Genomic DNA, 16,328 nt, shown 5'->3' on the forward strand with positions numbered 1-16,328 from the left:
ACAGGCAGAATATCCATAGGCGACAGAGCCTGAGCCCCCAGGCTGCTCTGGGAGAGCCGGGGCGGGGCCGCTTCGAGCCAGTTAAGCTGGACCGGCGCGCTCCTCAGTTAAGCGTGGCGATACCAAAACTGGTCCCAGGCTTGCCAGAAGGTTGCGGCTGTTGAAATGACCGTCCGTGGCCCAACAATTTCCACTCCCTGGCGGCCCTTGAAGTCACTCGCCCATCCTGGCTCGGCCAACTCGACCTTGAAAGTGACCGGGCTGATGCTCGGTTTGTAGGGCTTGGGCCAGTTGCGCGTGCTCAGCGCCCGTGCCACGCCCATCTCGATCAGTGAACAGGCATCGCGTGGCGCCATATGGACGGCGGAAAAGCAGCTCAGTCCACGCTTGACCTCAGCCGTGACCACCTGTGGGCCGAGCAGGGCCGTCACCTCGCGACAGGTAGCCGCGTCACCGGAGACAAAGACAGCAGGAACATCCCAGCAGCCAGCGATGGCAGCAAGGATGCCACTCTCGCCAACGCGCGTTTCATTGATCCAGGCATTGTACCAGGCCTCGGAAGAAACAGTATGGCAGAGCACGCCATCGGGCGTGCCGGCCATCGCATGAGCGCCGACAAAGAGAATGGCGTCACAGCCGCGTTCGAAGGCTTCGACGTAGCGCGCCCAGGGGTGGCCCAGAACATATTGAGCACCAGACTCCAGACGCTCCGGGAGAAAACTTTTGAAGTTATAAGCTCCACCGGCCCCGTGACAGTCTACCACTATGATTTCTGTGGCTCCAGCAGCGCGCGCTCCGCGCACCGCTGCATTCATCTCGTCAGTATAGAGCCTGCGCGCCTCTTCATAGAGCGGGCGACCTGCCGTAACCTGCTCCCAGTTCTCAATGCAGGCTACCCCTTCCATATCGCAAAAGATAACGATCCGCATAGGGGAAGCTCTCCCTCAAGCACTGTAGAATCGCTTATAGATGTCCGTCAGTAGCATCTTGGCCTTCTCTATCTTATATGACGTATCAGGAGACCAAAAGGCAAAAAATCAAAGCCCTTATCTTCCTACGGTTTCGCCATCTTCGCTGCTCTGGAAACAGGAGAACGGATCAGGATTCATCCAGCCTTGCTTGCCACTGCTGACACTCGCTCAGGGGTGTCGTCGTTGACGTTGCGCGTATTTGCGCTCCAGCTCTTCCAGACGGCGCCGCTGGCGGGGACTCAGCTCATACTCACGATAGAGGCGGCGCCCGACCTTCCAGCCAAAGTAGCCGCAGATGATGGCGGCTACCACTGCGGCCAGAGCCATCATCACCCGCAGGAGAGCACCATTGAAGAAATCGGAGAGCGGCGAGCCAACGAGGCGCACGGCCACAGGCAGGCAGAGGCTCAGTAAGAGGCCGACAGTCACACCCAGACAGCAGCCCAGTGGACCACCGTTTGTTTCCCACTCTGGCGTGGCTGCCTCTACTGGCGCGGGCTGGCTGGCCGCTGCCTCCCCGGCACTGGCCTGGGGAGCCGCTTCAGAGACAGCGGCCTCCCCGTCTCTCTGGTCACGCCCGTCTGACTCCTGAGCTGCCTCTGAATGGAGCTGTTCCGGGTCATGGTTTACATCCGACATCGCACCCTTCGTTATCCTCCTCAGAAGGTTCCAAACTGCCGGTCGCCGGCATCGCCCAGGCCCGGCAGAATAAAGCCGTAATCGTTCAGGCTCTCATCAAGAGCAGCAATGTAGATGTCGATATCTGGATGCACCTGCGAGAGCCGCAGCAACCCATAGGGAGCGGCAATGATGCCCACATAGCAGATGCGTGGAATATGCCGCTGCTTCAGGATCGAAATGGCATCGATCGCGGAGCCGCCAGTCGCCAGCATTGGATCGACGGCGTAACAGACTTGCAGGTTGACAGTACTGGGAAGCCGATTATAGTACTCCTGGGCCTGGAGCGTCCGCTCATCGCGCCGCAGACCCAGATGCCAGACCTGGGCATCTGGGATGACCTCGCGGAACCCCTCCGCCAGCCCCAGACCAGCGCGCAGAATCGGCGTAATGCCGATGCCACCGGCCAGACGCTGGCCCACGGTTTTCTGCAGCGGCGTCTCCACCTCGACCGGCTCTAGCGAGAGGTGGGCCGTGGCCTCATAGGCCAGCAAGGCCCCGATCTCCTTCACCAGGCGATAGAATTCGGTCGGCGGCGTGCGCCTGTCGCGCAAGGCTGTCATCTTATGCGCCACTACAGGGTGACGAGATATATGCACACGTGGTAGATTGAGGACCTCTTCTCGACGAGGTTGTGGCACTCCCTGCATTGGGAGCACGGGCTGTTCTTCGCTCCGCGTACCAACTTCTGTCATCTTGCCTTCTCCTTCATGCTTGTGGCGGAAGAAAAGTGGCCTGTATGGTTGCCTTTATGCCATTCTATCAGAGATAATTGAGGGCGTCGAGAGTGTCCCATCCCGCCCGCCAGCTGCCAGCAAGCTCCTCAGCGACTGGCAGCTGGCACGGCGGAGCCAGCCCCTGCGCCACTTAGCCTGCGCTACTCTGCGCGTTCGTTACGCCCCGCCGCAGGGATGGCCTCCAGGCCACCCCCTGGCACAGACCAACCAACGGATGAACGAGGAAGCCGCGGCGAGTAACCGCGTGGCAAGCGAGTAAACTGGTTCCAGCGGCAGCGAGCTTGCCGGGGAACTGGCCAGGCTGGTCCGGGACCTGGAAGTACGTGAAGTGCAGACAAGCAGGTCACGAGAGCCGACCAACTGTGCTATACTAGCCTCATGGTCGTGGGAGTCTGTCAAATCACATTGCATCTGCCGTCGTGCCACTCGTTGAAAGCAAAACGGCAGGTTCTGAAATCGATTATGGCGCGCGTGCGCAACCAGTTCGAGGTAGCGATTGCCGAGGTAGATGGGCATGACCGCTGGCAGATCGCCTACCTGGGGCTGTCTTACGTGAGCACCAGCAGCCAGCACGCCGAAGAGGTCCTTGATCATGTCTGGCGCTTCATCGAAGAGACACGCCCCGATGTGATCGTGACCGACGCCAGGACCGAGATTATGAGCTGGTGATGGTGATGCCCGCCCCTGCCAGGCTCGCCTGACCGACCGGACTGAGTAGTTACGATAGGCACTATGTCAGTAGAGCAAGTGGAGAGCACGCCCAGCCAGAGTCGGGGAAGCCCTCGTTCTGTCTCTGTGCTCGGCGTGCGCATCGATCGCGTTACGCAGGAGGAAGCGCTCACCTTTATCGAGGAGCAGATTCGCCGCCGGCGCGCCAGTGGTAATCGTCTGCCCTGCAGTCAGGTTGTGACGGTCAATCCTGAGTTTGTCATGGAGGCGCGCCGCAACCCGGCCTTTCGCCAGGCTATCAATGAGGCGGCGCTGAATGTGCCCGACGGCATCGGCGTGGTCTGGGCGACGCGCTATCTGGGCCAGCCCGCCCCTGAACGCATCACAGGCACCGATTTGATTCCGGCCCTGGCGGAGCGCTGCGCCGCTCACGGCTATCGCCTTTATTTACTTGGCGCTGCTCCCGGTGTGGCCGAGGCCACCGCCGCTCGCCTCTGTGCGCGCTTCCCTGGCTTGCAGATCGCCGGCACCTACGCTGGTTCGCCCGATCCCGCCGACGAGGAGGCCATCTTGCAGCGTCTGGTCGCCGCCCAGGCCGACCTGCTCTGCGTGGCCTACGGCGCGCCAGCTCAGGAGCTGTGGATCTGGCGCAACCTGTCACGCCTGCCAGTGGCCGTGGCAATGGGAGTTGGCGGCGCCTTCGATTTCCTTTCAGGCCGCAAGAAGCGGGCGCCCCGCGCCTGGCAGCGCCTGGGCCTGGAATGGCTCTATCGCCTTTATCACGAGCCGTGGCGCTGGCGCCGGATGCTGGCATTGCCCCACTTTGCACTGGTGGTAATCTTCAAGGGACGAGGAAGGCACTCAGAGGCATGATGCAGGAAGAGCTTGGCGCCAGCAGGCTTGAACGCCTGCACACTCTTATTTCAGCCTTCGCCGGCAAGCGCGTGCTAGTCATCGGCGATATGGTCGCCGATGAGTATTTGATCGGGCGTCCGACGCGCATTGCACGCGAGGCTCCGGTCTTGATCCTTGAACTGAGCGAAGAACGCACGATTCCAGGTGGCGCTACCAATGTGGCCGTTAACGCACGCGCGCTGGGCGCAGAGGTCTTCCTGGCTGGCGTGGTTGGCGATGACGCCCCCGGTGCCCGCCTGCGCCAGGCCATTCGCGATTGGGGCATCCACCAGGAGGGCCTCTTTACCGACCCACGCCGCCCGACTTCGACGAAGACCCGCATCCTGGCTGGCAGTCCGCAGGTAGTGCGCCAGCATATCGTGCGCCTGGATCGCGTCGACACATCGGAGGTCGCTGAACCCTGCAAGAGCCAGATTATCGCCTATATTCAGCGCATGCTCCCTTCGATGGACGCGGTCATGGTGGCCGATTACGAGAACGGGGTCATCAGCCCCGATATCATTGCTGCCTGCCTGCCCCTGGCACGCGAGCTGGGCAAAATCATCGTCGTGGATTCGCATGGCTCGCTCTTCCGCTTCCAGGGTGTCACAGCGCTGACTCCTAATCAGCCAGAGGCAGAGGCGACGCTGGGGATGATGATCCATAACGAGGAGGAGCTGAACGAGGCCGGGCGGCGCCTGCTGGAGGGCAGCCAGGCCCGCGGCGTGCTGATCACACGCGGGAGCGAGGGAATGAGCCTCTTCGAGGTCGGTAGGGAGCCGCTGCATCTGCCGATCTACCGCTTGAACCGCCATAGCAGCGAGGTGGTCGATACCAATGGAGCTGGCGATACAGTGGCCGCAACTTTCACCCTGGCCCTGACCGCCGGCGCGACGATGGCCGAGGCAGCTTTCCTTTCGAATGTAGCTGCTGCGCTGGTAGTACGCCGCCTCGGCTGCGCCAGCAATACGCCCGAAGAATTGATGGATGCGCTGCATGAGTAATGGAGGAGAATCCAGGCAGACAATCCAGGACGACAACGCCCGCCCCGCCGGACCGGCTCCGTTAACGGGCTGCTCCGGCTCACCGCTGGCAACACGCGCCAAGATAATGGAGCGCGAGCAGCTGGCTGCCCTGGTGCGCCAACGACAGGAGGCCGGTGAACGGGCGGTCTTCACTAATGGCTGCTTCGACCTGCTCCACCTGGGCCACGTGCGCTATCTTCAGGAGGCCCGTGCCCTGGGCGACTTTCTGATCGTTGGACTCAATAGCGATGAGAGCACCCGGCTCCTCAAAGGCCCGGGGCGTCCTCTGGTCCCCCAGGAGGAGCGAGCCGAGATTCTGGCGGCCCTGGCCTGCGTCGACTATGTGACTATCTTTGTCGAGCCAACAGCCTGTGACCTGGTGGCCCTGCTGCGCCCGGCAATCTATGTTAAGGGGGGCGACTACGCCGCTTCCCCGCTCTCGGCCTCGGCCCGGGACAGCGTGCCCGATCCTGCCCGTCTGCCGGAGGCTCAGGTCGTTCAGAGCTACGGCGGCAGCGTCCGCCTGATCCCATATTTAGCCCATCATTCGACGACAGAGTTGATCATGGCTATCAAGCGCCTGCCATGATCGCTGCGCAGCCTGTTGGTCTGACTTTTCTTTTGCCGCCTGGCTGGATGGTCAGCCCGCCTGCTCTTGCTACAGATGGGCTTCTCCCGGACGGAAGCAGGCGGGCCAGGGGAATGCTCAGTTCACACTGACGCTCGCCAGTCGCGCCGATCATCTTGTAGCGAGCATGGTGGCCCGCCAGATAGCCAGGCAGGCCTCATATCGCACGGAGATAGGACCGATCCAACCTATGGCAGACTACGAAACACATCATCCAGCTCAGGCAGAAGGAGCAGCGGAGGAATTATCAACACGGGAGCACTCTTCTGGTCCGCTGCCGCTGATCACCGTTGGGACTACGGCAGCGGAAGGAGAGCTACCGCTGCCAGTCGAGATAGAGGAGAAGGGCGAGACGAGGGCAGAGTCCGCCTCTGCCCCGGCAGGCTCAGCCAGCCCCCACGGCCAGGTTGCGCGCGGGGCCTCACTGGTCATGCTCGGTAACCTGGGCAGCAGCATCATGGGCATGGTGCGCCAGATCGTCATTGCGGCCCTGGGCAAGAGCGTCGCCGGGCCGTTTCTAGCCGCCAGCGTCTCCATGCAAGCCTTCTATGATTTCGTCATTAACGGCTCGGTCGATAAGGCGCTCATCCCAACCTTTAGCGACTATGTCGCACCCGAGAAACGCCAGGAATTCCGTCAGCTGGTCTTCACCCTGGTGAACGTTGTCACCCTTCTCATGCTCCTGATAGCCACTGGCTACGCCTTGCTCGCGCCCTTCTTTGTTAATTTCATCGCGCAGGGTTATACAGGGGCAGAGAAAACTTTGACGCTGCATTACTCGCAGATCATCTTTTTCTCCCTGGTTGGCCTCGGGCCATTCTCGGTCCTTCTAGCGGCCCTCTATACTCTTCGTGAATTCGGCTGGCCAGCTTTTGCGACTGCCGCTTTTCACATCGGCATCATTATTGGCGTCATTGTGGGGGCGCTGGTAGGCGAGCAGCATTTTGGGCAGTACGGTATCGCCTGCGGTGTGTTAGTGGGGGCCGTCGGCGAAATTCTCCTGCTTTTACCGGGGATACGGCGGCAGAAGCTGGGCTATCTCTTCACCTTTCAACTACGCCATCCAGGCATTCCGCGCATTCTCAAGCTCTATGCCCCGGTGGCTGTCAGCTATTTTGTCCTCAACGTGCTGCTGGCCAACTTTGATCTGCACCTGGCCTCGCTGACACCCGGCGACGGCGCGGCCAATGTTACCGCCCTGCAGAATGCCACCCGTCTGCTGCAGTTCCCTATCGGGCTGGTAGCCTCGGCTCTGGCTTTCTCGATTCTGCCCCTGCTCTCGGTCCAGGCCAACGCTGGCGAGGAGGAGCAGTTTAAAGAGACGTTGATGGCCGGTATTCGCCTGGGGCTGCTGGTGATGATTCCGGCAGCTCTGGGGCTGATCATTCTGCGTCAGCCGATCTGTGACCTGATCTATCGCCACGGGCGTTATACGCAGCACGATACTATCCTGGCGGCGACGGCCCTGCAAAACTACGCCTACCAGCTGCCCTTTGTGGCCGTCGACCAGCTCCTGATGGCCGCCTTCTTCGCACGCAAAAATACCATCGTGCCGGTGGCCGTGGGCTTCATCACTATTCTGGGCTATCTGGCAGTGGCGCTGCCAGGCTACAGCACGATTGGCATGCCCGCCCTGGCCCTTGCCAATACCGTACAAAATTCTTCGCACGCCCTAATCTTGCTTCTGATCTGGCGAGTACAACACGGCTCTTTGCGCCTGCGCAAGACCCTGCCAGCTTTGGGCAAGATCCTGCTGGCCGCTGCCGCTATGGGCGTTATTGCCTGGGTACTGCAAATGAGTCTGAGACATCTGCCCTTCTTTTCCCCGGCGACGACCCTGGGCGCTCTCTTGACAGTGGTGGTGGCCGGAGGGGTGGCCGCCGCAGTCTATTTCGCCTGCATTCTCGTGCTGCGGGTTGAGGAGATCCATCTGCTCACACGGGCCGTGATGGCCAAGCTGGGGAGGAAATAATAAGCGGCGCTGCGGGAGCAGTTTGAGCTGTGCTCAGTCCCGGCGCTTATCCTGGATTGGGAAAAGAAACAGGTCGAGCAGATTGCTCAGCCTGCCCCCATACCTCTCCGCAGCACAGGGCAGGTCTCAGAGAGAGGTAGCGATAGCCAGGCCAGGTCAGCGAGATGCTCACCCTACCGGGCCTCCATTCAGGTCACATAGATGCTGCCAGCGCGCCAGGTGTCGACGGCATGCTCAACTGCCTGAATATAAGCTTGCTCGTCGTTGTGATCGGCAGCGGGGGCATACTTCGGAATGATCTGCTCAATGGTCACCAGTCCCCACTGGGCCACATAGAGATTGCGGATCAGCTTGTACCACTGGAGGAAGCCATCTTCCCAGCTGTACATAACGGCGAAGCCATGCCCGTCGGGACTGGTACAGGGGCGCGTGGGAATACAGCGGATGTTGCCGAGCGACTTCGTTTCACGCGCTACTCCCTGGGTGCCGAAGGTACTTTCATGCATAAAGAAGGCGAGCGCGTAGACTGGATCGATACCATACTGCACGCCATAGTCGTAGAGCGCCTGCCCTTTGCCAGCCGCCGGCGAGTGATAAGCGGCGAGGACCTTATTAATAAAGTCGGCGGTGATTGTCGGCTTCCCCAGGACCGAGTAGGGTCCTGGATGAGATGGGATGCTTTGCTTAGGAGGCAATGGGCCAGTGCTGGTTTCCCAGGTGTTGAAGGCGTCGAACGAGCCACCAATCTGCACCGGATAGACCTGGCCAGGCACGGTTACCAGGTCGAGATGCGTACCCCGTTCATAAATGGCGGCGCTCAACATGACCAGCAGGCCGAGAACAACAGCTCCCAGGCATAGCAAAAATGGCCCCAGCCAGTGCCTGTCTGCTCCGAATAGCCCCACCGGCGAGGAACGACTCTCCGGCAATTCAATCGTGGTCACGGGTATCAACGAGGCTCTCCCTCGCACACGCGGTGCCTCCGTCACTCCTCCTCCCTCCGCGGGCAGGATGCGGGTCGCCCTGCGTCGCGGGGGAACGAATAAGACCGGTTGATCTTCTGATCGGCTGTTGCGTCCGTAGCTGCTCCCGTTAGCCATGCACAGGCCCCTTAGAACTTTTGTTCGCATCTTGCGATGCCAAGATGTGCCTATTGTAACACAGCACTTCGTTCGGATGCAAGGAGTGACTGCATGCTCTGCTGCAGCGATAGGTTGACATCTACCTGCACTTGTCTTAGCACTAGAGAGCATACCATAGACCTGCTAAAAATGCCAGTTGAGACCCTCAATTATAAGGGAAGAGAGTCACTACTTTCAGGTAACATATGCCTCAGCGTCGCTGTCAGTAGGATTGCTGACAACTCATAGCGCGCGTCCCTCGTACTTCCACTAGGAACCCCGCGACGGAGACCACTCTGGCTGAGTCAGCCTCGATCTTAGCTTCTCTACAACAGGCCAGAGGAGGCAAGCCTGCGAGGCACAATTTTAGTCAGGAGAAGAGGAAAGAGAGACGGTGCTGGAATTACTTGGGGCCATCGGCGGCATTGTTCTGGTCGATCTGGTGCTCAGCGGTGATAATGCTTTGGTCATCGGCGCTGCCGCAGCCCGGCTACCGCGTCGCGAGCGCTGGCTGGCTATTCTGATCGGAGGCGGCGGGGCAGTAGTCTTGCGCATCCTCTTTGCGATTGTCGCGACGCTGTTGCTGACCTTTCCGCTCCTGCAGGCGCTAGGAGGAGCGCTGCTGCTCTACATTGCGATACACCTGCTGACGGACCGCCTCAATCATCCGGAAAGTGGCCAGCCAGCTGGCTCTGACAGTTCCGCGCAGGCCGGGGCAATATCGCGGGAAGGCAGACACTCGCTGTGGCAGGCCCTGCTGACCATCATCATCGCCGATGCCACGATGAGCCTGGATAATGTCATCGCCGTTGGAGCTTTGGCTCACGGCAACCTGCTCCTGCTGGCGGCGGGCATTCTGCTAAGCCTGCTTATTCTGCTCTTCGGGAGCGCTCTGGTCGCCGAGCTGATTGGACGCCTGCCCTGGCTCCTTGATGTGGCCGCTCTGGTGCTCGGCTGGACGGCAGGCCATATGATCCTGGGAGATCTCCGTCTGGGGCCATTTCTGAAGCAGGTCTGGTGGAGCGAGTACGCGGTCTACGCTTTCTGTCTGGGCCTGGTGCTGGCCGTCGATATCGCGCTGCGCCTGCGCGCTCGCCGGCCACATTCCCTTTCCTCTTCCCCTTCGCCGTCGAGGGCTCCCGTAGCATCCCAGCCGTCGACCAGCGGCCCGACTCGGGATGAGGCCCTGCCGCGGAGCAAGTCCGATGAACGCTCTCAGCGATAAGGCACTGGTCCGACTAGAGCAGCTCTACGAGCAGTATGGCTATATCGCGGCGTTGCTGGGAGCCTTCACAGAGAATACGGCCCTCCTGGGCCTGCTGCTGCCGGGTGGCTCCCTGGCTCTGCTAGCGGCCTTCCTGGCACGAGAGGGTCAGCTCAATATCGTGGGTGTCTTCCTCTGCGTCTGGCTGGGCACAGTGCTCGGCTACCACTGCGATTATCTGATCGGACGCCTGCTACTTGCCAGAAGCCTGCCCCACCATCTGCCCGCATGGCTTGATCGACGCTGGCGACTGGCCGCCCGTCTGCGACTGGCCCGACGCTGGCTTCAGCATCATGGTGGGAAGGCTATTCTCTTCTCCCATCTAGTCGGTCACATGCGTTCGCTGACCGCCCTGAGCGCAGGCTTGTCAGCCATGCGCTATTGGCGCTTCTTGCTCTGGGAGCTGCTGGCTGCTGGCCTGTGGAGTCTGCTCTATTGCGGCCTCGGCTACTGGCTGGCGAGCGAATACGCTCTTCTGAGTCGGCTACTCCAGGGAAGTGGCTGGGCCTTCGGCTTGCTGCTGGCCGGAATCGCGATCGGGTGGATGGCCTGGCGCCTGGGCCGCCACCGTTGGCGAGGCCGAGGCAGGCGCTCAGGTCCGCGCCCCTTTCCTCAGAAGAAAGTCGCCCTCTTCAGCCAGGATCAGAGTCCCCCTGCCCCCAGCGAAGACCCTCGCTCAGGCTCCTCATATGAATAAGGCCCGGAAGAGGAGTGCGCTCTTCCTCACGTCGTCCTCGGGGGCTGGCTGCGTTCCCCTCTGCTTAGCAGTCCTGCCCTGTCTTCCGATCGCTCATTCCGTTGGGTGAGCTGCCATTCTTTTGGGTGAGCTGCCATTCTTTGCGACGGAGATAGCTTGCTGCGTCTTCATGAGTAGACTATAATGAGAGCACAGACCGCGCCTGCGAGGAGCCGGGTTGTTGTACGAGAGGAGTGGTGTATGCACGTCAGCGAGCCTGCCGAATACGCCATTCTGGGGCTGCTGGAGGCGCGCCCCATGCATGGCTACGAGATGTTCCAGCATTTCCAGGGCGGGACACTGGGTCAGATTGTTCACCTGGAAATGAGTCAGATGTATGCGTTCCTCAAGAAGCTGGAGCGGCTCAACTACATTGTAGCGCAGCTGGAGCTGCAAGGCTCGCGCCCACCACGGAAGGTCTTTCATCTGACTCCCGCCGGCAGAGACTACTTTCGACACTGGTTGAAGGAGCCGGTCGAGCGCCCGCGTGATATTCGCATCCTGTTCTTACTGAAACTCTACTTTATCCGGCATGTCCTGCCCGCAGAGATGCCAGCCCTGATTGAGCGCCAGATCTCGGCCTGTCAGGAATTCTTGCACCACCTCGAAGGATTGCAGGGGGGTCAGGAGCAGCTCGCACCCATCCAGGACCTGGCCTTCTTCGATCGGGTGGTCCTGCGCAGCCGCATTCACCAGACGCGCGCGCTCATTGCCTGGCTGCAAGAGCTACAACATGACTACCGTCTCGTAGGCACGTCTTCATAGGAAGCTGCTCCCTCTTCAGCGTCCAGACTGGTCATCATCAGTCTTTCCTCACCGGCTACGCCTGGCGGGACACGGTTTCTTCGCTCAGCGCCACCTTCTTTCATTTGACGCCCCTTCCTGGCTATGCTACTATCTCTAATAACCAGATCCAAACCTTCCGTTGATCTCTCCTCCTTCCGCGCATCAGAGGCGCGGAAGGAGTGGAAAGCGAGACGAATAGAATCAGCCTGGCAGTCCTGATATGACATGATCAATGAGGTTAGTGATGCAGCTTTTCATGGTGACGGCCAGTAGCGACACGGCGGCCCTGCAGGGACTGGCGACCCTGTCCAAGTATCTGTTTACTACTGGCCTCTGTATGATCGGCGTCATGACGGTGGCCTACCTCTGGTATACCATCGGTACCGCGCGCCTGGCCAGGCAGGTCGCCAGCCAGGAGCAGCGTCAACGGAGCAAAGGCAAGCTAGCGCAAGGAACGAGACGGGCCGCAGCTGTCTCCGCAGGCGGCGAAGGGGGAGTTGCTACCCTGGTGCGCAGCGAGGTCATTCTTCATGAACAGCCCGATGGAGAGAAGCCGATTCCGCTCAACCGCAGCCTCGTTGCCGTCGGACGCATTGGCACAACAGTAGGCTGGTTTGCGACCCTGACCCTGATCCTTTCGCAGGTGCTGCGCACGATTGTCACGAGGCACGCTCCCTGGAGCAATCTCTTCGAGTTCAGTGTCAGCTTTACTGCGGCCCTGCTGCTCAGCTATCTGATTTTCGAGGCGCGTTTTCACGAGCGCGTGCGGGCCTGGGGTCTCTACGTCTGCCTGCTCTCGGTGGTGACGCTGGTCATCGCAATCTATGTGGGCACCACCTACAACCTGATTACAGGTTCAGCTCAGCTGATTCCAGCTCTACAGGACCAGCCCATTTTGACGCTGCATGTCTCGATGGCCATCTTTGCTTACGCCCTGTTCAGCGTGGCCTTCGGAACCGGCCTGATCATCTTGCTCCAGGGCGGGAGCGGCCAGCGTATCGCCTGGCTGCCCTCAGCGGAGGCCGCCGATGAGCTAGGGTACAAGGCGGTGATCATTGGCTTCCCCTTGCTGGCACTCAATCTGATTCTGGGGGCCTACTGGGCAAACTACGCCTGGGGCCATTTCTGGAGCTGGGACCCCAAGGAAACATCAGCGCTGATCACCTGGCTGATCTACGCCGTTTATTTGCACGCCCGCGGCATCCGCGGCTGGCGCGGCAAGCGCATCGGCTGGCTGCTGGTCATTGGCTTTGCCGCCACGCTCTTCACTTACTACGGCGTGAGTTTCCTGGTGCCGAGCCTGCATAGCTATGCAAAGTAGATAAGCCGACGACTCTCCGGTCCGACTTACTCAACGCAGCTCCGCACAGGACTTAGAGCAGTTCACGGGCCAGCAAGAGCCGATAGCGCGGGTTATAGGTTTTGTCGCAGAGGCTGCAGGAAACAGGACGGCTATAACGACGTGCCCGTGGGTATTCCTTGCCACAGTTAGGACAGACGTAGATATAACGTAGAGGCGCTCGCGCCCGTCGCAGCTGCTCGCGGCGGGCGCTCTCTGCATAGAGTAGCTGCCGCAGCTCTTCCAGATCATAGCCGGTAATGGCCGCTTCATCAGCGGCAATGGAATCATAGCCATGATGGCGATGGCGCCGGGGGGTCCCGCGCACCCGGTCAGCAAGATGGATCAGCTCATGGGCAACCGTGACCTCAATAGAGCGCGGCTGCATATCCGGCTCGATGAAAATGCAGTGCCGGTGGCGCGGCACCTCGCCCGCAGCGAAGGCCGAGCGAGACAACGCCCTTTCGCCAAAACCCGGCAGCGGCAGCATGGGGCTGGCCCGCCCACTCTCCAGCTGGCCCGGCTTGCGACTGGCCCGATCGGCTACTGAGGAACTGACCTTCCCGCCAAGCTGCACGTAGCAATAGCAGCCGAGCACCATGAAGTTGAGCCGCTTGCCTGTCCAGCGCTGATACTCACGACGATCCTGGGTCAGCGCCAACAGTACTAACTCACTCTCGGGCAGCCCTAAGCGCTGCCAGTAGTGCCAAAACCAGCGCTCTACCAGCGGTGTGGCATGTAGAATAGGACCGGCCTGCACAGGTGGAAGGGCCGGCAGGCCGGGTTTGCGTCTCGCAGCCATACGGTTCCGTTGCTCTCTACTTGCTGTAGTGTACTCCTCATCAGTCCGCCCGCTCAGGGCCTCTGCTCTCTCATCAGCAGAGCAGGTGACCCACCGTCGCCCCTCGGGGAAGCGAGCGACCGACGCCGGGAGCAGAGTCCGGCAGGGCAGCACCAGATCGCGCCTTAGGCTGGATCGGCGCTGTTCTCCTGCCTGGAGAGACCTGCCCGTCGGCTGTTGCCCAGTATAGCAGGGGGAGCCGCGAGGTGCAAGTTTCCCTCCCCTCGTCAACAGGCAGGGCTGAGGCAGTCGGCCAGTCAGCCAGCCCCGCCTGTATCCTCTCGCTGAGCAAGGATCAGAGGCGCAATGCACCAGACTGTCACGCCAGCGCCTGTGCCCCGACAAGGCTGCGGGCAGCCTCGTAGATGCGCTCGACACTGGGAATAACGGCGCGCTCCAACGGCTCGGAGAAGGGGATTGGCACATCGGGCACTGCCAGCCGCTGGATCGGGGCCTTCAGCGAGCGGAGGGCGCCAGCCTGAATGCGGAAGGCCACTTCACCGCTCAGCCCGTAGCTCATGTAATCCTCATCCACAATCAGCACCCGGCCAGTCTTACGGGCCGAAGCGACCAGCGTGGCCTCGTCTAGCGGTACCAGGGTCCGCAGATCAATGACTTCCGCTGAGATTCCCTCTTGGGCCAGCCGTTCGGCAGCTTTCAGACTGCGAGGAACCATCAGGCCAGCAGCCACAATGGTCAGGTCCTGCCCCTGCCGACGAACGGCAGCCTGTCCCAATTCGACAGTGTAGCGCTCCTCGGGAACCTCCTCTTCCTCGCCCTCGAAAGGCAAGAAGGGCAGACCCGTGAGCAGCTTGTGCCCGAAGATGATCACCGGGTTGGGGTCCGCCAGCGCGCGCATCGTCAGCCCCTTGGCATCGTAAGCCGTGGCAGGCACCACGATCTTGAAGCCCGGCAGATGCGCAAAGAGACTATAGAGGACCTGTGAATGCTGGGCGGCATCGCCATACCCACCGCCGATTGCGGTGATGACCGTCACGGGCATCGGCAACTGCCCCCCAGACATATAGTAGTTTTTGGCCATGTGGTTAAACATCTGGTCAAAGCCGGCCCCACAGAAATCGACGAACATCAGAGAGACCACCGGGTGAAGGCCAACCGAGGCGGCTCCGACGGCCATTCCCATAAAGGTCTGCTCGGTGATCGGCGTGTCAACAACCCGCTCACGACCATACTTCGGGAAGAGGCCCATAGTAAAGCCGAAGACGGCCCCCCAGTAGGTGACATCTTCCCCCAGCACCACAAGGCGCTCGTTGTGAGCCATCTCTTGATCAATGGCCTCAGCAATAGCAAAAGCCAACCCTTTGAGCTTTCTCATTGGAAGACCCCCATCAGAGCCTCTTGCGGCTCCGGCAATGGACTGCTCTCTGCAAACTGGATGGCCGCTTCCGCCTCCTGCTGAGCCTCATCGCGCAGGCGATTCAGCATCGCCTCATCGGCCCAGCCGAGCGTCTTGAGGCGCTCCCCCAGACGAGGAATGGGATCGAGGGCTTGCCAGCGCTCGACCTCCTCGCGCGTCCGGTACTCCTCGGCATCCCCCTCAAAGTGACCGCGGTAGCGGTAGCAGACCGCCTCGATGAGGGCTGGCCCCATGCCATTGCGCGCTCGCTCGATGACCAGCTTCGCCACGCGGTAGACGTCGATGAAGTCCATGCCATCGACAACGTAGGAGGGAATATTGAAGCTCTGGGCTCGCTGAAAGTGATGAACCGTGGAGAGAGCGGCCCATTTTGGCGTCGAGTCCGCGTAGAGGTTGTCCTCGATGACTACTACCAGGGGCAATTGGAAGAGGCCGGCAACGTTCAACGTTTCGGCAAACGTCCCATGATTGGCCGCCCCCTCACCGGCGAAAGCGACGGCCACAGTGCGCTGACCAAGCTTGCGAAAGGCAAAGGCGGCTCCCGCTGCTTGGGGGAAGGAGGCTCCCACAATGCCACTGCAGGCGAAGTGCCTGCCTGCGTCGAAGAGATGCATATGACCACCCTTGCCGTGGCAGAGGCCGCTGGCTTTGCCGAAGATCTCAGCCGCCAGCTTCTTTGGCTCGACTCCCTTGGCCAGGGCGTGATGGTGAGGCCGATGGGTACTGACGACAGCGTCGCCGTCCCCGAGCAGGGAGCAGACCCCAACAGCTACCGCCTCCTGGCCAACAGCCAGGTGCATCTCACCCCGGATCGGCCCCGCCGCCATGTTGAATTCGGGCGTTTTGCCGATATAGTAGCGGTCGGCGATGAGGTTTTCGAAGGAGCGAATCAGGCAGAGCTGCCGATAGGCCCGACATAACTGGTCCGCATCCAGCCCGGCCTGGGCAACAAGATACTGCAGGTCCTGCGGGCTGGGTTCAGGCTTAATCATGGTCACCTCCTTCTGGCTGGAAGCAAGGCGCTACGAGAAAGTCACCGAGCCGCGCTCGGCAACGGAAGAAGAAGGCCCGAGATGCGGATAGATCGCCTGGCAGGACCAGCCTGACACAGGAAAGACAATCCAAGGCTGAGTTGCCTCTTCTTCTCCTGCCTTCCCTGCCCTGGCTGCAACTCGATCGTCTGGCTCAGCTTTGCTTGCTTGTTAGTCTGCTTCAACTCTACTCGATGCCTCACGTAGCTGTCAAGGCAAAGATAGAAGTGGCTTGATAAACATTGACAGGCCCTCTCA

At 60.8% G+C, this 16,328-nt stretch carries 16 protein-coding genes; 9 read left to right on the forward strand and 7 right to left on the reverse strand.

Going from position 1 to position 16,328, the window contains the following annotated elements; translation table 11 throughout:
- Positions 1 to 107: 107 nt before the first annotated feature.
- The 3 genes from A4R35_RS12945 to upp form a co-directional block, all read right to left on the reverse strand.
- Positions 108 to 929, reverse strand: a complete 822-nt coding sequence (locus A4R35_RS12945) for a M55 family metallopeptidase (protein ID WP_112429995.1) — start codon at positions 927 to 929, stop codon at positions 108 to 110.
- A gap of 210 nt (positions 930 to 1,139) precedes the next feature.
- Positions 1,140 to 1,610 carry a hypothetical protein gene (locus A4R35_RS12950; RefSeq protein WP_112429997.1) on the reverse strand — a complete coding sequence of 157 codons (471 nt, stop codon included), beginning with the start codon at positions 1,608 to 1,610 and terminating at the stop codon, positions 1,140 to 1,142.
- 20 nt (positions 1,611 to 1,630) lie between these two features.
- Entirely contained in the window at positions 1,631 to 2,299 is a 669-nt protein-coding gene (upp, locus tag A4R35_RS12955) for a uracil phosphoribosyltransferase (RefSeq protein ID WP_112434176.1), read from the reverse strand.
- A gap of 465 nt (positions 2,300 to 2,764) precedes the next feature.
- On the opposite strand from upp, the gene A4R35_RS12960 reads away from it, so the two are divergent.
- From A4R35_RS12960 to murJ, 5 genes are all read left to right on the forward strand, one after another.
- Positions 2,765 to 3,055, forward strand: coding sequence for a DUF503 domain-containing protein (locus tag A4R35_RS12960; protein ID WP_069804186.1), 291 nt, complete (start codon positions 2,765 to 2,767; stop codon positions 3,053 to 3,055).
- Between the two features lie 63 nt (positions 3,056 to 3,118).
- Positions 3,119 to 3,928, forward strand: a complete 810-nt coding sequence (locus A4R35_RS12965) for a WecB/TagA/CpsF family glycosyltransferase (protein ID WP_112429999.1) — start codon at positions 3,119 to 3,121, stop codon at positions 3,926 to 3,928.
- Positions 3,925 to 4,953: a bifunctional heptose 7-phosphate kinase/heptose 1-phosphate adenyltransferase gene (locus tag A4R35_RS12970; RefSeq protein ID WP_189361749.1), complete on the forward strand. Its 1,029-nt coding sequence runs from the start codon at positions 3,925 to 3,927 to the stop codon at positions 4,951 to 4,953. The genes A4R35_RS12965 and A4R35_RS12970 overlap by 4 nt, the downstream gene beginning before the upstream one ends.
- Positions 4,946 to 5,563, forward strand: coding sequence for an adenylyltransferase/cytidyltransferase family protein (locus A4R35_RS12975; RefSeq protein WP_223258321.1), 618 nt, complete (start codon positions 4,946 to 4,948; stop codon positions 5,561 to 5,563). The genes A4R35_RS12970 and A4R35_RS12975 overlap by 8 nt, the downstream gene beginning before the upstream one ends.
- Positions 5,564 to 5,792: 229 nt before the next feature.
- On the forward strand, positions 5,793 to 7,574 hold the full coding sequence (gene murJ / locus A4R35_RS12980; RefSeq protein WP_189361751.1) for a murein biosynthesis integral membrane protein MurJ: 1,782 nt from the start codon (positions 5,793 to 5,795) through the stop codon (positions 7,572 to 7,574).
- A 188-nt stretch (positions 7,575 to 7,762) separates the two neighbouring features.
- Here murJ and A4R35_RS12985 read toward each other — a convergent pair whose 3' ends face one another.
- A complete protein-coding gene (locus tag A4R35_RS12985; protein WP_189361753.1) occupies positions 7,763 to 8,674 on the reverse strand; it encodes a glucosaminidase domain-containing protein in 912 nt (303 codons plus the stop codon).
- 415 nt (positions 8,675 to 9,089) lie between these two features.
- Between A4R35_RS12985 and A4R35_RS12990 the strand changes: the two genes are divergently transcribed.
- The 4 genes from A4R35_RS12990 to ccsB all read left to right on the forward strand — a co-directional run bounded on the left by A4R35_RS12990 (position 9,090) and on the right by ccsB (position 12,802).
- Positions 9,090 to 9,920: a YjbE family putative metal transport protein gene (locus tag A4R35_RS12990; protein WP_112430009.1), complete on the forward strand. Its 831-nt coding sequence runs from the start codon at positions 9,090 to 9,092 to the stop codon at positions 9,918 to 9,920.
- Positions 9,901 to 10,656, forward strand: coding sequence for a DedA family protein (locus A4R35_RS12995; protein WP_189361756.1), 756 nt, complete (start codon positions 9,901 to 9,903; stop codon positions 10,654 to 10,656). Before A4R35_RS12990 ends, A4R35_RS12995 begins: the two co-directional genes overlap by 20 nt.
- A 240-nt stretch (positions 10,657 to 10,896) precedes the next feature.
- Entirely contained in the window at positions 10,897 to 11,460 is a 564-nt protein-coding gene (locus A4R35_RS13000; protein WP_189361758.1) for a PadR family transcriptional regulator, read from the forward strand.
- Positions 11,461 to 11,725: 265 nt separating this feature from the next.
- Positions 11,726 to 12,802: a c-type cytochrome biogenesis protein CcsB gene (ccsB, locus tag A4R35_RS13005; RefSeq protein WP_189361760.1), complete on the forward strand. Its 1,077-nt coding sequence runs from the start codon at positions 11,726 to 11,728 to the stop codon at positions 12,800 to 12,802.
- A gap of 52 nt (positions 12,803 to 12,854) precedes the next feature.
- Here ccsB and A4R35_RS24325 read toward each other — a convergent pair whose 3' ends face one another.
- From A4R35_RS24325 to A4R35_RS13020, 3 genes are all read right to left on the reverse strand, one after another.
- Positions 12,855 to 13,622, reverse strand: coding sequence for a hypothetical protein (locus A4R35_RS24325; RefSeq protein ID WP_189361762.1), 768 nt, complete (start codon positions 13,620 to 13,622; stop codon positions 12,855 to 12,857).
- Positions 13,623 to 13,980: 358 nt separating this feature from the next.
- Positions 13,981 to 14,997 carry an alpha-ketoacid dehydrogenase subunit beta gene (locus A4R35_RS13015; RefSeq protein WP_112430019.1) on the reverse strand — a complete coding sequence of 339 codons (1,017 nt, stop codon included), beginning with the start codon at positions 14,995 to 14,997 and terminating at the stop codon, positions 13,981 to 13,983.
- Positions 14,994 to 16,031, reverse strand: coding sequence for a thiamine pyrophosphate-dependent dehydrogenase E1 component subunit alpha (locus A4R35_RS13020; protein WP_112430021.1), 1,038 nt, complete (start codon positions 16,029 to 16,031; stop codon positions 14,994 to 14,996). The genes A4R35_RS13015 and A4R35_RS13020 overlap by 4 nt, the downstream gene beginning before the upstream one ends.
- Positions 16,032 to 16,328 lie beyond the last annotated feature (297 nt).

This window comes from Thermogemmatispora tikiterensis, from assembly GCF_003268475.1.
Classification (GTDB): Bacteria; Chloroflexota; Ktedonobacteria; order Ktedonobacterales; family Ktedonobacteraceae; genus Thermogemmatispora; species Thermogemmatispora tikiterensis.

What these genes read in the sequence shown, in the direction of transcription:
- A4R35_RS12945 (WP_112429995.1), bottom strand. Translation starts at nt 929, where the DNA reads ATGCGGATCGTTATCTTTTGCGATATGGAAGGGGTAGCCTGCATTGAG.
- A4R35_RS12950 (WP_112429997.1), bottom strand. Translation starts at nt 1,610, where the DNA reads ATGTCGGATGTAAACCATGACCCGGAACAGCTCCATTCAGAGGCAGCT.
- upp (WP_112434176.1), bottom strand. Translation starts at nt 2,299, where the DNA reads ATGCAGGGAGTGCCACAACCTCGTCGAGAAGAGGTCCTCAATCTACCA.
- A4R35_RS12960 (WP_069804186.1), top strand. Translation starts at nt 2,765, where the DNA reads ATGGTCGTGGGAGTCTGTCAAATCACATTGCATCTGCCGTCGTGCCAC.
- A4R35_RS12965 (WP_112429999.1), top strand. Translation starts at nt 3,119, where the DNA reads ATGTCAGTAGAGCAAGTGGAGAGCACGCCCAGCCAGAGTCGGGGAAGC.
- A4R35_RS12970 (WP_189361749.1), top strand. Translation starts at nt 3,925, where the DNA reads ATGATGCAGGAAGAGCTTGGCGCCAGCAGGCTTGAACGCCTGCACACT.
- A4R35_RS12975 (WP_223258321.1), top strand. Translation starts at nt 4,946, where the DNA reads ATGAGTAATGGAGGAGAATCCAGGCAGACAATCCAGGACGACAACGCC.
- murJ (WP_189361751.1), top strand. Translation starts at nt 5,793, where the DNA reads ATGGCAGACTACGAAACACATCATCCAGCTCAGGCAGAAGGAGCAGCG.
- A4R35_RS12985 (WP_189361753.1), bottom strand. Translation starts at nt 8,674, where the DNA reads ATGGCTAACGGGAGCAGCTACGGACGCAACAGCCGATCAGAAGATCAA.
- A4R35_RS12995 (WP_189361756.1), top strand. Translation starts at nt 9,901, where the DNA reads ATGAACGCTCTCAGCGATAAGGCACTGGTCCGACTAGAGCAGCTCTAC.
- A4R35_RS13000 (WP_189361758.1), top strand. Translation starts at nt 10,897, where the DNA reads ATGCACGTCAGCGAGCCTGCCGAATACGCCATTCTGGGGCTGCTGGAG.
- ccsB (WP_189361760.1), top strand. Translation starts at nt 11,726, where the DNA reads ATGCAGCTTTTCATGGTGACGGCCAGTAGCGACACGGCGGCCCTGCAG.
- A4R35_RS24325 (WP_189361762.1), bottom strand. Translation starts at nt 13,622, where the DNA reads ATGGCTGCGAGACGCAAACCCGGCCTGCCGGCCCTTCCACCTGTGCAG.
- A4R35_RS13015 (WP_112430019.1), bottom strand. Translation starts at nt 14,997, where the DNA reads ATGAGAAAGCTCAAAGGGTTGGCTTTTGCTATTGCTGAGGCCATTGAT.
- A4R35_RS13020 (WP_112430021.1), bottom strand. Translation starts at nt 16,031, where the DNA reads ATGATTAAGCCTGAACCCAGCCCGCAGGACCTGCAGTATCTTGTTGCC.